The organism is Streptomyces sp. NPDC003038 (assembly GCF_040611115.1).
In the GTDB taxonomy this organism is placed as follows: domain Bacteria; phylum Actinomycetota; class Actinomycetes; order Streptomycetales; family Streptomycetaceae; genus Streptomyces.
In genome coordinates, this window is sequence record NZ_JBEXNN010000039.1 from 39,491 (window position 1) to 54,210 (window position 14,720).

13 protein-coding genes are annotated in these 14,720 nt (G+C 71.1%); 8 read left to right on the forward strand and 5 right to left on the reverse strand.

Features of this window, described 5'->3' with window-relative positions; translation table 11 throughout:
- Nucleotides 1-5: 5 nt before the first annotated feature.
- The 3 genes from ABZX75_RS30465 to ABZX75_RS30475 all read right to left on the reverse strand — a co-directional run bounded on the left by ABZX75_RS30465 (nt 6) and on the right by ABZX75_RS30475 (nt 1,894).
- Nucleotides 6-806 (reverse strand): amino acid ABC transporter permease, encoded by an 801-nt coding sequence (locus ABZX75_RS30465; RefSeq protein ID WP_355416169.1) that lies wholly within the window; start codon nt 804-806, stop codon nt 6-8.
- Nucleotides 803-1,561 (reverse strand): ABC transporter substrate-binding protein, encoded by a 759-nt coding sequence (locus ABZX75_RS30470; protein ID WP_355416195.1) that lies wholly within the window; start codon nt 1,559-1,561, stop codon nt 803-805. The genes ABZX75_RS30465 and ABZX75_RS30470 overlap by 4 nt, the downstream gene beginning before the upstream one ends.
- A gap of 189 nt (nt 1,562-1,750) precedes the next feature.
- Complete coding sequence (locus ABZX75_RS30475) at nt 1,751-1,894, reverse strand: hypothetical protein (protein ID WP_355416171.1); 144 nt, start codon at nt 1,892-1,894, stop codon at nt 1,751-1,753.
- 16 nt (nt 1,895-1,910) lie between these two features.
- Here ABZX75_RS30475 and ABZX75_RS30480 point away from each other — a divergent pair, with 16 nt between their 5' ends.
- From ABZX75_RS30480 to ABZX75_RS30490, 3 genes are all read left to right on the forward strand, one after another.
- Nucleotides 1,911-2,306 carry a hypothetical protein gene (locus ABZX75_RS30480; RefSeq protein WP_355416197.1) on the forward strand — a complete coding sequence of 132 codons (396 nt, stop codon included), beginning with the start codon at nt 1,911-1,913 and terminating at the stop codon, nt 2,304-2,306.
- Between the two features lie 606 nt (nt 2,307-2,912).
- Entirely contained in the window at nt 2,913-4,055 is a 1,143-nt protein-coding gene (locus ABZX75_RS30485; RefSeq protein WP_355416173.1) for a PLP-dependent cysteine synthase family protein, read from the forward strand.
- Nucleotides 4,055-5,359 (forward strand): MFS transporter, encoded by a 1,305-nt coding sequence (locus ABZX75_RS30490; protein WP_355416175.1) that lies wholly within the window; start codon nt 4,055-4,057, stop codon nt 5,357-5,359. Before ABZX75_RS30485 ends, ABZX75_RS30490 begins: the two co-directional genes overlap by 1 nt.
- Before the next feature lie 80 nt (nt 5,360-5,439).
- On the opposite strand, the gene ABZX75_RS30495 is transcribed toward ABZX75_RS30490, so the two are convergent.
- Complete coding sequence (locus ABZX75_RS30495; RefSeq protein ID WP_355416177.1) at nt 5,440-6,402, reverse strand: hypothetical protein; 963 nt, start codon at nt 6,400-6,402, stop codon at nt 5,440-5,442.
- Between the two features lie 180 nt (nt 6,403-6,582).
- On the opposite strand from ABZX75_RS30495, the gene ABZX75_RS30500 reads away from it, so the two are divergent.
- The 4 genes from ABZX75_RS30500 to ABZX75_RS30515 all read left to right on the forward strand — a co-directional run bounded on the left by ABZX75_RS30500 (nt 6,583) and on the right by ABZX75_RS30515 (nt 11,639).
- Complete coding sequence (locus ABZX75_RS30500) at nt 6,583-6,873, forward strand: heavy-metal-associated domain-containing protein (RefSeq protein ID WP_355416199.1); 291 nt, start codon at nt 6,583-6,585, stop codon at nt 6,871-6,873.
- A gap of 112 nt (nt 6,874-6,985) precedes the next feature.
- Entirely contained in the window at nt 6,986-9,250 is a 2,265-nt protein-coding gene (locus ABZX75_RS30505; protein WP_355416179.1) for a heavy metal translocating P-type ATPase, read from the forward strand.
- 268 nt (nt 9,251-9,518) lie between these two features.
- Nucleotides 9,519-10,211, forward strand: a complete 693-nt coding sequence (locus ABZX75_RS30510) for a DUF4142 domain-containing protein (protein WP_355416181.1) — start codon at nt 9,519-9,521, stop codon at nt 10,209-10,211.
- Between the two features lie 9 nt (nt 10,212-10,220).
- Complete coding sequence (locus ABZX75_RS30515) at nt 10,221-11,639, forward strand: DUF1996 domain-containing protein (protein WP_355416183.1); 1,419 nt, start codon at nt 10,221-10,223, stop codon at nt 11,637-11,639.
- A gap of 309 nt (nt 11,640-11,948) precedes the next feature.
- Here ABZX75_RS30515 and ABZX75_RS30520 read toward each other — a convergent pair whose 3' ends face one another.
- A complete protein-coding gene (locus tag ABZX75_RS30520) occupies nt 11,949-12,956 on the reverse strand; it encodes a helix-turn-helix domain-containing protein (protein WP_355416185.1) in 1,008 nt (335 codons plus the stop codon).
- 833 nt (nt 12,957-13,789) lie between these two features.
- Between ABZX75_RS30520 and ABZX75_RS30525 the strand changes: the two genes are divergently transcribed.
- Nucleotides 13,790-14,720, forward strand: a 931-nt coding sequence (locus ABZX75_RS30525) for a hypothetical protein (protein WP_355416187.1), incomplete at its 3' end; no start/stop codon positions are given.

Genomic DNA, 14,720 nt, shown 5'->3' on the forward strand with positions numbered 1-14,720 from the left:
CGTCCTCACGTGGCCTTGTCCGCGCGCGCCTCGAGGCGGCGCACCACGAAACTCAGCGGCACGGTCACGAGGAGGTAGCACAGACCCGCGACCAGGATGGGGGTGGAGTTGGCGGTCTCGCTCGCGAGGTCCCGGCCGAATTTCGTCAGTTCCCGCTCCTCCAGCGTCACGCCCAGGAACAGCACCAGTGAGGAGTCCTTGAACAGCAGGACCAGTTCGTTGGTGAGCGGCGGGATGACGATGCGGAACGCCTGCGGGATGATCACCGAGACCATGGCGCGGGCGTGCGAGAAGCCCAGCGAGCGGGCGGCTTCCATCTGGCCCTTGGGTACGGCCTGGATGCCCGCCCGGATAGTTTCCGCCATGTAGGCGGCGGCGACCAGGCCCAGGCCGAGCGCGACCTTGCCGTACGTACCGCCGGGGATGTCGGTCCCCGGGAACGCCAGCGGGACCGCCACGCCCACGAAGATGAAGATCAGCAGGGCGGGCAGACCCCGGAACAGTTCGATGTAGACACTGGCGAGCCACCGGTAGGGGGCCACGGACGACAACCGCATCATCGCGATGACCAGACCGAGCACCAGGCCGAAGATGAACCCCGACAGCGTGTACACGACCGTGTTGCGCAGGGCGAGGGTGATGATCTCCGGGAAGAGCCGGAGGGCCAGGTCCGTCTGCGCGAACTGGTTCCGCAGCCGGTCCCAGTCGGCGAAGAAGCCGAGCAGGACCAGTGCGGCGACGAAGATGGCGTACTGGATGCCCTGCGAGACCCGGCGGCGCTGGCGCCGGGTCAGCCGAGAGGTCACGACGTGGCCTGGGGCAGCGGGCCGATCCACTGCTCGTAGAGCTTCTTGTAGGTACCGTCGGCCTTGGCGGTCGTGATCGCCTTGTCGATCGCGGCGAGGAGGGCGGTGTTGCCCTTCTTCACCGAGAAGCCGTACTGCTCACCGGTCTCGATGTTCTGGGCGAGGACGAACTCGGCGGAGTTCTTCTCGTCCTTGAGCCAGCCCTGGACGACGGGGTAGTCGATGACGACGGCGTCGACCTGCCCCGTGCGCAGACCGTTGAGCACCGCGTCCGAGCTCTCGAAGGCGACCGGGTTCAGGCCCTGGGACTTGGCGTAGCTCTCGCCGGTGGTCTCCGCCTGGGCGCCGAGCTTCTTCGTCTTGACGTCGGCGAGCGAGGTCACGCCGCTCTTCTTGGTCGCGAGCAGCGCCTGGGTGGCGTCGAAGTAGGGGACGCTGAAGTCGACGTTCTTCTTGCGCTCGTCGGTGATCGTCATACCGGCCGCTGCGAGGTCGCATTCGCCGGAGTTCAGGAAGGCACCGGTCTTGAAGTTCTCGAACGGTGTATCGAGGATCTTCTGTTCGACCTTGAGCTCGGCCGCGACCAGGTCGATCAGGGCCACGTCGAAACCGACGACCTTGCCCTGCTGCTCGAACTGGAAGGGCGGATACGGCAGATGGGTGCAGGTGGTCAGCTTGCCCTTCTCGACGACCGGCACTCCTCCGGCCGCCTCCCCCGGCCCCTCGCCGGAGGTGCAGCCCACGGCGAGGAACATTCCCGCCGCGGCGGCGCCGGCCGCGGCGCGGATACGGAGACTGCTGCGGTGCCTGCGCTGTCCTTCGGCCGTCCAGGACACGGTTGACCTCCACGGGGTGCGGGGCGGCGGCGGTCACGGACGAGACCGTCGGTCGAGATCGTAAGCCCCCTGCGGCACCCGGCGACGGACCATTCGCGATGCGGCGCATCAGGTGGGGAAGTTCGCGCCGTCCCAGGGCCCGCCGTTCGCGCGCGGGCCGCCGGGGCCGGGCCCGCGGACGACCGTCCCGGTGTCCGCGTCCCGGAAGTAGAGCCCGGACTCGGCAAGGCTGAACGAGCCGCCCGTGGACACCTGTTGAGGCGGTCAGCTGACCGCGCTCATCACCGGACTGTCGGCGCAGAGCGACGAGTTCCGGCGAATCTGGGCCACCGGCGAGGTCGTGGTGCGCGGAGCGGGGCGCAAGCGGCTGCGTCACCCGGAGGCCGGACTGCTCACCTCGGACTACGAGACGGTGCCCGTGCCGGCCGCCCCGGAGGAGACGGACCTGGTCGTGCACGTCTTGAGTGCCGAGGAGGCCAGCCGGGAGGCCGTCGCCCTCGCCCGGCCGGCCCCGGCCACGACAGAGGCCAGGCAGGAGCCCTCTGCGGCCCGTGGAGGCGGCGAGTCGCAGCACCCGTCCGGCCGTGCGGGATCCGCACCACCGTGTCTTGAAATCCCCATGGCCGCGCTGGAAGGGCGCTATGTTCGAGAGCGTGGGCACTGAGGTGCCGAACGAGGGCGACCTTCCCTTGCCGCTCCTCCCGCTTCGAGCCGAGGAGTCGCTTGCCGCACGGAGGAACTGTGCCACGCAATCCCCGCGAACGATCGGCTCGCCAGGGCTCCCCTTGGCCGGCCGGCCTCCTCGTGGTCGTGGTGAGCGCACTGCTGTTCGCGGCCGTCCACTGCTCGTCCTTCCTCCTCGGCGACGGTCCCGCACACCGGCCGGCCGCCCCGTCCCTCGCGGTGTCGGCTGAGCCGGCAGAACTACCGCATCCGGATCAGGATCACGGCTCCGCTTGTGCCTCCCCGGGGCTGGCTCCCCAAGCCCCGAGTGAACGCCACCCCACCGCGGGGGACGCCGCCGCGCTTCCCCTTGCCGCCGTTGGCAAGCCCCCGTCGGTGGATCCCGGCGCACTTCCCGGGCCGGACGAAGAACCGATAGCCCACTCCGGCCGCTCCACGCTCACCAGCGTGTGCCGTTGGCGCATCTAGACCGCTCCCGTGCAGCCGTTCCCTCCGGCTGACCATGCCGTCCGTCGGGCTCCGACCCGCCGGCGAGACGGCATGCGCATGAGCGAGTCCATGACGCATCATCGACGAGAGCGGATCCATGCATCCTTCGACCACCGACGTCACGCCCCCCGACCGCCGCAGCGCCCTGTCCGGCCTGGTCGGAAACACTCCCCTGCTGCGCGTGTCCGAGCCACTCTCCACGGCAGGACGCGGCTTCTGGGCGAAGCTCGAGGGCTTCAACCCCGGCGGCATCAAGGACCGCCCCGGTCTTCACATGGTCGAACGGGCCCGGGCCCGAGGTGACCTGATGCCGGAGGGCCGGATCATCGAGTCCACGAGCGGCACCCTCGGTCTCGGGCTGGCACTGGCCGGCATGGTGTACGGGCACCCGGTCACCCTGGTCACCGACCCGGGCCTGGAGAGATCCATGACCCGGCTGTTGACCGCCTACGGAGCCCAGGTCAACATCGTCTCCGAACCGCACCCGACGGGCGGTTGGCAGCAGGCCCGCCGGGACCGGGTCACCCAGCTGATGGCGCAGTACCCCGGTTCCTGGTGCCCGGACCAGTACAACAACCCCGACAACGCCACGGCCTACACACCCCTGGCCCGCGAACTCGCCACGGAGATGGGCCACATCGACGTCCTGGTGTGCAGTGTGGGCACGGGAGGGCACTCGGCCGGCGTCTCGCGCGTACTCCGGCAGTGGTACCCCGATCTGACCCTGGTCGGGGTGGACACGGTCGGCTCGACCATCTTCGGCCAACCCGCCAGGACCCGGCTGATGCGCGGGCTCGGGTCGAGCATCTACCCCCGTAACGTCGCCTACGAGCAGTTCTCCGAGGTGCACTGGGTGGCCCCGGCGGAAGCGGTGTGGGCCTGCCGCCGGCTCGCGGCGTCCCACTACGCCACCGGCGGATGGAGTGTCGGCGCCGTCGCCCTCGTGGCCGGATGGCTCTCGCGCGTCATGGCCGAGGAGACCCGTATCGCGGCGGTCTTCCCTGACGGCCCGCAGCGCTATCTCGGCACCGTGTACGACGACGACTACTGCGCCGCCCACGGCCTGCTCGGCTCCCCTCCCGCTACCGAACCCGACGTGATCGGCAGTCTGGACGAGAAGGAGGTCGGCCGCTGGACCCGCTGCGCGACCGTGGTCGATCCGCTCACGCTGCGCGCCCCGGCCCAGGGGACCGACGCGCCCGCGCCGCGCAGCGCGGCCCTCTCGCAGGAGCGGGCCTGATGAGGGGCGGCATCGCACAGGTCCGTTCGTACGAGCGCAGCGTCCAGCTGCTGATGGTGAACCAGTTCTCCATCAACCTGGGTTTCTACATGCTCATGCCCTATCTGGCCACCCACCTGTCCGGGCCGCTGGGGCTCGCGGGCTGGACGGTCGGGCTGATCCTCGGGGTACGCAACTTCAGCCAGCAGGGCATGTTCCTGATCGGCGGGACGCTGGCCGACCGCCTCGGTTACAAGCCGATGATCATTGCCGGGCTCGTGCTGCGTGTCGCGGGCTTCGCGACCCTCGGGCTGGTCGAGTCCGTCCCCGCGCTGATCGCCGCCTCCACCGCGACCGGTCTGGCCGGGGCCCTGTTCAACCCGGCCACCCGGGCGTACCTGGCCGCGGACGCCGGCGAACGACGAGTCGAGGCCTTTGCCCTGTTCAACGTCTTCTACCAGGCGGGCATCCTGCTGGGTCCCCTGGTGGGCATGGTCCTGACGGGCTTCGACTTTCGCATCACGTGCCTCGTAGCGGCAGGGATCTTCGCGGTCCTGAGTCTCGTGCAGATCCGGGCACTGCCCTCACGACGTGGCGACGAGGCGGTGCGGCGGAAGGACGGCAGCCGGGAGGGCGTGTTCGCCCAGTGGCGCGGCATCCTGGCCAACCGCCCGTTCCTGCTGTTCTCGGTGGCCATGATCGGTTCGTACGTCATGACCTTCCAGGTCTACCTGGCACTGCCTCTGGAGGTCCGTCGCCTGGGCGGGGACGGCCGGTTCGGCACGGCAGCGGTGGCGGCCCTGTTCGCCGTATCGGGGCTGAGCACCATCCTCTTCCAGACGCGGATCACCGCCTGGTGCAAGGCCCGGATGGAGCCGGGCAGAGCCCTCACCTGGGGGCTGCTGACGATGGGGGCGGCCTTCCTGCCCCTGCTGGCGGCGACAACGGTGCCCGTGCCGGCTCGCGGACCGGCGCTGTGGCTGCTGGCCGCCGTGCCGTCGTCGCTGTCCGCCCTGCTGCTGGCGCTGGGAACCATGATCGCCTACCCCTTCGAGATGGACACGATCGTCCGGCTCTCGGGCGAACGCCTGGTCGCCACGCATTACGGCTTGTACAACACCATCTGCGGTGTCGGCATCGCACTGGGCAACCTGCTCACCGGTGCGGCGCTGGACGCGGCTCGCGCGGCCGGGATGTCCGGCCTGCCATGGCTGGCGCTCGCCGCCCTCGGCCTGGGCTGCGCCGCCGCCTTGTACGGGCTGCACCGCAGCGGCCGGCTCACGCCGCCCGCGCGCGAACCGGATCCTGAGTCGATGGCCGTCTGACCGAAGGGCCATGACGACCGCGCAGGAGCGGAGTTCAGCCCCCGGCGGCCACCGCCGGGGGCTGACCGGCCCCGCCCTCGTCAGTGGGCGTGTCCGCTCGGGTCCTCCGTGGCGGTGCCGGTGCCGGTCTCGGTGTCCGCGGCAGGGGCGGCGGAGCCGCCCGCCCGGACCGTGAAGGCTGCCGTCCGGACCTTGCCCTCGTGCTGGAAGTCCAGGAAGAGCCGGTAGGTCCCCACGCTGGGGGCCGTCGCCGTGAAGGAGACGTCCGGCCCGGGGCCGCCCTCGTTGGGGTGGACGTGCAGGTAGGCGAGGTCTCCGTCGCGCAGGGCGACGAGGTGGCCGTACGCCCCGAGGTACGGCTCTAGGTTCGTGACCGGCTTGCCGTCCTTGCTGACGGTGAGCGTGAGCTCGCCCGCCTTGCCGGCGTCGAGGGTGCCGCCCAGGGCGACCTGATAGCCATCGGCCTCCGCGGTCCTCGCGGCCGCCGGCATCGGGTTCGGCGCGTACGCACCGGGTACCGACAGGTCCGCGCCGAGGGTGACGCCCTTCGCGCCCTCCGCCGCAGGGGCGAAGTCGGCGAAGGCCTTGTACGCGCCGGCCGCCGGCAGGTCCACCGGTGTCGACCACGTCCCGTCGGCCCCACGCACCGGGTGCAGGTGGCGGTAGACGGTGAGGTCGCGTGAGGCGACGATGAAATGCAGTTCCTTGCCGTGCTCGGTCTTGTAGGCCGTGACCTTGCGGCCCGCCGCGTCCTTGATCGAGAATCTCAGCTCAGCCGGTCCTGCGGCGATCCGCGGGGTGTCCAGGCTCAGCGTGTAGCCGCCCTCGGAGACCTGGAGGCCTCCGGCCGCCGGTCCCTGAGCGGTCTTCTCGTGGCCCCCGTGTCCGGCGCCCGCTTCGGTCGACGCCGGTGCCGCGCGGCCGGCGTGTTCCGTCTTCGCCGGTGCGCCTACGGGCCCCACGCCCGCCCCGACCCCGTATGCGGCCCCGAAGGCCGCGGCGAGCGTGGCCGCGAAGGCGGTGATCTTCACTCCGGTGTTCATGGCTGCTCTCCCGTACTACGTAGGGCCGCATCCAGCGGTTCTATGGATCGAGCATACCCCCCAGGGGTATCAAGTCAAGCGCGGGAAACCCTTGCGGACGCGTACCGCCCGGGGGTATATCTAGGTCATCGAGCTATACCCCCTGTGGGTATGCAGGACCGATCGATCAAGGAGAAGCTCATGTCTTCCTGCTGTACGCCTCACCGCAGCTGCGGCACGAACGCCCCCGCCTCCACGACCGCCACGGCGGTCGTCGACAGCAGCGTCACCGTCTACCGCGTGTCCGGCATGACCTGCGGACACTGCAAGACGGCCATCACCACGTCCGTCAGCGCGCTCGACCGGGTCCTGTCCGTCGACGTGGACGTGGACGGCGGCCTGGTCACCGTGACCACCGCCGGCGCCCCCGACGATGCCGCGATCACCGCGGCTGTCGACGACGCCGGCTACGAGCTGACCGGCCGAGCCTGATACTCCGCCCGACTCCCCTGGTCCCACCCCGACCCCGACCCACCCGGCCGCCGGGGCCCGTCCGTCCACCGGGCCCCGGCCACCACCCGCGCTCGAACGAGGAGCAGCACTCATGACCACCCTCACTCCCGGCGCCGCCCAGGTCGAGCTCGCCATCGGCGGCATGACCTGCGCCTCGTGCGCGGCCCGCATCGAGAAGAAGCTCAACCGCATGGACGGCGTCGAGGCGACCGTCAACTACGCCACCGAGAAGGCCAAGGTCACCTTCGACGCCGGCGTCTCCGTCACGGACCTGATCGCCACCGTCGAAGCGACCGGCTACACGGCGCACGAGCCGGCACCCGCCCGTACGGACGGCTCGTCCGGCGCCGGGGAGCCGGACGAGCCGCAGGAGCACGACGAACTGCGCTCCCTGCGCCAACGGCTCGTCACAGCCGTCTCGCTGGCCCTGCCGGTCATCGCCATGGCCATGATTCCGGCCCTGCAGATCGATTACTGGCAGTGGCTCTCGCTGACCCTGGCCGCGCCCGTCGTCACGTACGCCGCCTGGCCCTTCCACCGCGCCGCCTGGACCAACGCCAAGCACGGCGCGGCCACGATGGACACCTTGATCTCGGTGGGCACGACGGCGGCGTTCTTGTGGTCGCTGTGGGCGCTGTTCTTCGGCACGGCCGGCACGCCGGGCATGACCCACGCCTTCGAGTTCACCATCGCCCGCAGCGACGGTGCCGGGAACATCTACCTGGAGGCGGCGGCCGGAGTCACCGCCTTCATCCTGGCCGGCCGTTACTTCGAGGCCCGGTCCAAGCGCAAGGCCGGCGCCGCCCTCAAGGCGCTGATGGAACTGGGCGCCAAGGACGTCACGGTGCTGCGGGACGGCCGTGAAGTCACCGTGCCGACGGGCGACTTGCGGGTGGGCGACCGCTTCCTGGTACGGCCCGGCGAGAAGATCGCCACCGACGGCACCGTCGTCGAGGGCTCCTCCGCCGTGGACGCCTCCCTGCTCACCGGTGAGTCCGTCCCCGTCGAGGTCTCCCTCGGGGACTCCGTCACCGGCGCCACCCTCAACGCCGGGGGCCGCCTGATCGTCGAGGCCACGCGGGTCGGCTCCGACACGCAGCTGGCCCGGATGGCCAAGCTGGTCGAGGACGCGCAGAACGGCAAGGCCGCGGCCCAGCGCCTCGCCGACAAGATCTCCGCGGTGTTCGTGCCGGTCGTCATCGCGCTCGCCCTCGCCACGCTCGGCTTCTGGCTCGGTACCGGCTCCGGCCTCGCGGCCGCCTTCACCGCCGCCGTCGCCGTACTGATCATCGCCTGCCCCTGCGCCCTGGGACTGGCCACGCCGACCGCCCTCATGGTCGGCACCGGCCGCGGCGCCCAGCTCGGCATCCTCATCAAGGGACCGGAGGTCCTGGAGACCACCCGCAAGGTCGACACCATCGTCCTGGACAAGACCGGAACGGTGACCACGGGCCGGATGACCCTGCTGAAGGTGCACACGGCGGACGGCACGGACGAGTCCGAAGTACTCCGCCTCGCGGGAGCCCTGGAGCACGCCTCCGAGCACCCCATCGCGCAGGCCGTCGCCGCGGGGGCGGCCGCCAAGGTCGGTGCGCTGCCCACTCCCGAGGACTTCGCCAACATTCCCGGGCTCGGCGTCCAGGGCGTCGTCGACGGCCACGCCGTCCTCGTCGGCCGCGAGAGGCTGCTCACCGAGTGGGCGATGCGGCTGCCCGTGCCGCTGGCACGCGCCCAGGCGGAGGCCGAAGCCGCCGGCCGCACCGCCATCGCGGTGGCCTGGGACGGCGAGGCCCGAGCGGTCCTGGAGGTCGCGGACGCGGTCAAGGAGACCAGCCCGGAGGCCATCCGGCGCCTTCGCGCCCTGGGCCTCACGCCGATCCTGCTCACCGGTGACAACAGAGCCGTCGCCGAATCCGTCGCCGCCGAAGTCGGGATCGACGAGGTCATCGCGGAGGTCATGCCCCAGGACAAGGTCGACGTCGTCAAGAGGCTCCAGGCCGAGGGCCGCAGCGTCGCCATGGTCGGCGACGGCGTCAACGACGCGGCCGCCCTCGCCCAGGCCGACCTGGGCCTGGCGATGGGCACCGGTACGGACGCCGCGATCGAGGCCAGTGACCTGACCCTCGTACGGGGTGACCTGCGGGCCGCGGCCGACGCCATCCGCCTCTCCCGCAAGACGCTCGGCACCATCCGCTCGAACTTGTTCTGGGCCTTCGCCTACAACGTGGCCGCCCTTCCGCTCGCCGCGGCCGGGCTCCTCAACCCGATGATCGCCGGAGCGGCCATGGCCTTCTCCTCCGTCTTCGTCGTCGGCAACAGCCTGCGACTGCGGGGCTTCCGGGCCGCCGCCAACTGAGGATCCCCGCGACGGTCCACGGCCTCGACGACGACAGGGGCCGGGCGCGGAAAGGTACCAGCTGTTCGAGGACCCACCCGGATGTTTATCCGATGGTGATGGTCCTGCGGTGCCGGCACCGTGCGGGGCACTAGCGTCCCGTGGCACTCCGGGAATGCGGGTGTGCACCGCACGGCACCGCGGTCCCTCGCACCCGCATCCCTCCCGTCCCACGGAGCTAGGAGGCACTGTGCTGTCATTCCGGCGGCGATCCGTCAGCGGCTTGTCGGTGGCCACGAGATACACGATCGGTAGCGGTTTCGTCATCACCGCCCTTGCCGTCACGTTGATCGCCCTGCTGATCCCCGTGGAGAGATTCGGGGGCCGGGCTTCGGCCACGGTCTCGGGCCCGGCGCCCGACGACGACGGCGCCGGGATCATGAGTACGGCGTACGGGCCGCTGACTCCCACGGACCGCGACTTCCTGCGGAAGGTACGGCTCGCCGGGCTCTGGGAGCTGCCCGCAGGGCGGCAGGCCCAGCAGCGCGGTACTCGCGCCTCGGTGCGTACGGCCGGGGAACACCTCGTCGACGGGCACACCGACCTGGACCAGCAGGTCATACAGGTCGGCCAGGCCCTCGGCATCGACCTGCCCAACCAGCCCAACGCGCAGCAGCGGGACTGGCTGGGCCAGTTGACCCGCGCCCAGGGCGCCGACTACGAGCGGCTGTTCATCCAGCTGCTGCGCCGAGCGCACGGAAAGGTGTTCACCCTCGTGGCCCAGGTGCGGGCGCAGACCCGCAATTCCAAGGTCCGCGCTCTCGCCACCTCCGCCAACTCCACGGTCCTGGACCACATCACGGTCCTCGAGGACAGCGGGCTGGTCGACTTCGACGCACTTGCCGACCCGACACCCGCTCCCGCCGCCCCTTCGGTCCCGCCACTGGATCGTGCCCCCTCCGATGTCCGATCGACGAAGTGAAGTGATCGCATGAGTCAACAGGGCCACAAACGCCCCCGGCTGTCGAAGAAGCTCCTGGCCACGGTCTCCGCTCTGCTGCTCGGCGGCGGCGGGGTAGCCGTCGTCGCCGGCAACGCGTCCGCCGGTCAGGACAGGGACCGCCCGGCAGAGGTGACGGCCACCATAGACTGCCCCGACGTGGGTGACCGGCTCACCGCCGTCCCCGACCAGGCCCGGGCCGAGGTCGACGAGAACCTCGCCCAGCTGGACGTCCAAGTGGCGGACGCCTACCGGCGGCTGGCCTCCGGCGAGGCGAGGGGAGACGCACTCCTCGGCGGGCTCAAGGACCAGCGCGCCAAGACCATCGCCCGCGTGTCCGAGGCCATAGGAAAGTCCGGGGCTCCTCCGCAAGGGCTGGAGTCCTTGAGCGGCTGCGAGATGAAGGAGACTCCCGCTGCGGACCAGAGCACGGAAGAAGGCGAGGACGAGAGCGAGGACGGTGGCTCGAACGGCGTCGCCGCCAAGAGTGCCGGTGACTCGGTCGCCGCCGATGCCTTCGGGCAGAAGGGCGGTCCGGCCCGGAGCGACTTCGTGTCGATCACCCAGGTCCGGCCCAACGTCCGCACTCCCGCGCGCTCGTCCGGGGCCTCCTCGGGATCCTTCAGCTCTGAGTGCGGCCGCAACGAGAACGGCCACTTCAACCCGGACAACGTCATCGTGGCGCCCGGCGTCTCCAACGGCGCGCACCACATGCACGACTACGTGGGCAACAAGTCCACCGACGCCTTCTCCACCAACGGCAGCCTCGCCGCCGCGGGCACCACCTGCAGCAACGGCGACCAGTCCAGCTACTACTGGCCGGTGCTGCGGCTGCGCGACGGCAGGGCGGAGCGGGACGCCAAGGCGCCCGGTGGCGGCCAGGACGCCAATGTCGGCACCATCCTGCGGCCGAAGCAGGTGACGACCACCTTCAAGGGGAGTCCCGTCGGCCCGGTGAAGGCCATGCCCCGCTTCCTGCGCATCATCACCGGTGACGCGAAGGCCTTCACCAACGGCAATGCCAATGCCAACGCCTCGTGGAGCTGCACCGGCTTCGAGGACCGCCAGCTGAAGGACAAGTACCCGATCTGCCCCAAGGGCAGCGACGTGGTCCGCACCTTCACCTTCCAGAGCTGCTGGGACGGCCGGAACACCGACAGCGCCAACCACCGCACCCACGTGGCCTTCCCGGACCGGGCAGGCCGTTGCCCGAGGGGCTTCACCGCCATTCCGCAACTGGTCCAGCGGCTCACGTACGGCGTCTCACCGGGTGCCCGGTTCGCCGTCGACAGCTTCCCCGAACAGCTGCACAAGCCGGTCACCGACCACGACGACTTCATCAACGTCATGTCGACCGGCCTGATGGCCGAGGCCGTGGACTGCATCAACGGCGGGCGCACCTGCCGCTGACCTCCGCACCGACACGGTGACGGATCACCTGCTCCCGGGCCGGGCGCCCCCTCCCCCTCGCATGCGCCCGGTCACGGGAAGGTGTTGGCCCGGAGCCGACTTCGGGCCAACACCGCACCCCGTAGACGTCCGCGACCTGTCATCACGCCGAGCGTGGTGGCTTCTCGCTTTCCGGGCCCGGGAAGGGCTGCGCCAGGCCTCTCTCCGCGTCCGTCCGGGCACCTCGCGGGGGGGGCTCGTACGAACGGCCCGGCCCGGTCCCGCGCGAGCGGGGCCGGGCCGGAATGCCGGGGGTCCGAGAACCGGAGGTCAGAGGCCGTTGACGCGGGCCATCCTCCCCACGACCAGCGGCGTGAAGTCCGCCGTGACGACGCGCCCCGCCCTGCGGCCCGCCCGCGAATGCTGAAGCCGTACCTGCGCCATCAGCCGGCGGCTGCGCAAGGCCATCTCCAGCTCGAACCGGGTACGGGGATCACGCAGCCCGGGTCCGAAGAGCTTCTCCAGTTGCCGCATGCGGTAGCGCACGGTCTGAGGATGCACGCTCAACGCCTTCGCCGCCTCGGGGGCGCCCCCGCCTTCGAGCCAGGCGAGCAGGGTCACCTCCAGCCGTTCGCTCTGGCGCGGGGTCAGGTCCGCCAACGGCCGCAGCCATCGGGCGGCCAGCGCGTGGGCGAGGGGTTCGTCCTGGAGGAGCAACAGGGTGGAGAGGTGGTCGTCGACGAAGACGGGCCGGGCCTCCAGGCCTTGGCGGGCGGGGGTGAGGGCGAGCAGGCGCAGTGCCCAGCGAAGGGAGGACGCGGTGTCCCTCAGCGGAACCGCGTGGCCGACGGCCGCCAGGCGACCGCGCAGCGGGAGTTCCAGCGGGGCCCGGGCGTCCGGGTCGGGGCTCGGGACCAGCAGGCAGGGCCGGCCCGCGAACATGCCGACGAGGGCGTCGTCCAGTACGGCCGCCAGCTGCTGCGTCTCACCGGGGGTGGGGAGTACGACGGCCCGTACGGCCGCCGGGAGGGGCCAGCCGGCCGCCTCCGCCAGCTCGGTGAGGGAACCTTCCGAGGCGGCCCTGTCGTCGGTGAGCTCCTTGAACAGGTCCTGACGCGTCCGGTCGGGCGGCGGTGGGGCAGGCTCCTGCCGGTCTCCGCCGTGCGCGCTCTGCCCACCGTGCCCGCCGTGCCCGTCCCAGTGCCCACCACCGTGTCCGCCATCGCGTGCGGCTCCGGGACCGTCCTCCCGTACGACCTCGCGGACGTCGTCGCGGGTGCCTTCGCGCCTGCCGTCGTGCCTGACCTCGCTCTCATGGCCCTGACCGCCCTCGTCCACCCTGCCGCTCCCGTCCCTCCCGCTCCCGTCTCTCCCGCTCCCGTCTCTCCCGTCCTTGTTCCGGCGCACGTCCTCCTCCCCAGCCGGTGCCTGGTCCAGGCACCGCCCCTGGTCCTTGCCGGGGCCGGGGTGGTCGCCGCGGGCGTCCCGTTCGTCCGGATGCCGATAGCCGAGAGCGGTGAGAAGGGCCTTCTCTACCGTGTGCCTGACCAATTCCTCATCAATGGCATCGTTGTCATCGATGAGTGCGGAAAATCCCGGAATTCCATGCAGAAGTTCCTCCACTATCTCGTCGGCCAGCGCTGGGAGCTCCCTGCGCAGGACGCGGGTCCACTCGCCTCGGGGGCGGGACCAGATGCGGTTCAGAAGTTCGCACATCGTTTCCTCGTTCATGCCGGGGTGAGGCCTGTCCGATGGGAGAGCAACGAGCGCGCCGGAGTCGGCCGTCTCGCCAACGACCTTGTCGGACAGACGAGTTCAGACCCTCGTACTCCCTCCTTGAGGGGTCCGGCCCCATACGCTCCGGCGGCTTTGCCTCATTTTTGCCGTCGGGAACGCGTAGGTGGCAGGCGGCGCGGCGGCCTGTCGCAACCCCCGCTGGAGGGGAATCTTCCGGTGTTGTTCGACGTGCCGGAGACGCGGTGCGAGAAATTATCACGTTTCGATAAATCCTGTGGAGCTGCTGTGCGGCTCCACGATGCTTCTGCACTCCGGCCCCTAACTGCCTCGTCCGGCGCAGGAGTTGCACAGCGCCCCGGGGCACTGCCGACCACGATCCCCGGGTGCCGAGCGCCAGGTGGAGTGCTCGGAGCCCAGGCGCACAGGAGAACTGGATGCCCCTGCCCCAGCCGCACATGCCCCGCTCGCACAGAGCCCGCCGCAGGAGCCGTCACGCAGCAGCGGCGGTGGCTCCGCCTGCCGGACGGCGTGCCGTCCGGCAGCCCTCCCTCCTGCCCGTCGCCGGAAGGCTGCGGCCCGGCGCGATCTGCGCCGGCGCCGCGGTCCTCGTGGCCGCCGCCGTGACGGCCCGGGCGGGCGCCTTCACCCGTGTCTGGGACTTCCTGGACTTCGCAGCGGGCGTGCTCTCGCTCGTCTCGCTCACCGCCACCGTCCTGTGGGGGCTGCTGGCCACCGACCGGGTCCTGCTCTGGTCGGGCCACCGGCTGCTCGCCCAGGGCGTGCACCGCGGCCTGGCGGTGTCCGGGCTGGGATTTCTGGCCCTCCACATCTGGGTCAAGGTCGCGCAGGGTCAGACCACCGCTGCTTCGGCGGTCCTGCCCTTCGCCGACCGCGACCGGCCCGTGCTCATCGGCCTCGGCACGCTGGCCGGATACCTCTTCGTGACGGTGGCGGCGTCCGGCGCGGTGCGCAGCGTCTTCGCCACCGAGAACCGCTCCCTGTGGTGGCGGGTCCTGCACTTCGGCGCGTACCCCGCCTGGGGCGCGTCGCTGGTGCACGGCCTGAAGGCGGGCCGCCCCGGCGGCCCGGCTGTGACGGCGGCCTACGCGCTGTGCCTGATCGGCGTCGCCGGTGTGCTCGCGCTCCGTCTGAGAGCCAGGATGCGCCGCGCGACGTCCCGGCCGGCCGGCCGGCAACACCCCGTGGCGGCCGAGCCCGAGCGCGCCCCGAGACGCCCGTCCGTCAAACCGTCCTTCGTGCGCCTGCCGCCGGTGGAACCGCTCCCCGGGGCGGCGGATCCGGCCGGCCGGCCGCCGCACCTTGCATGCTCCTGGGGTCTGCCTTGCATTCGCTTGAAAGTTCACA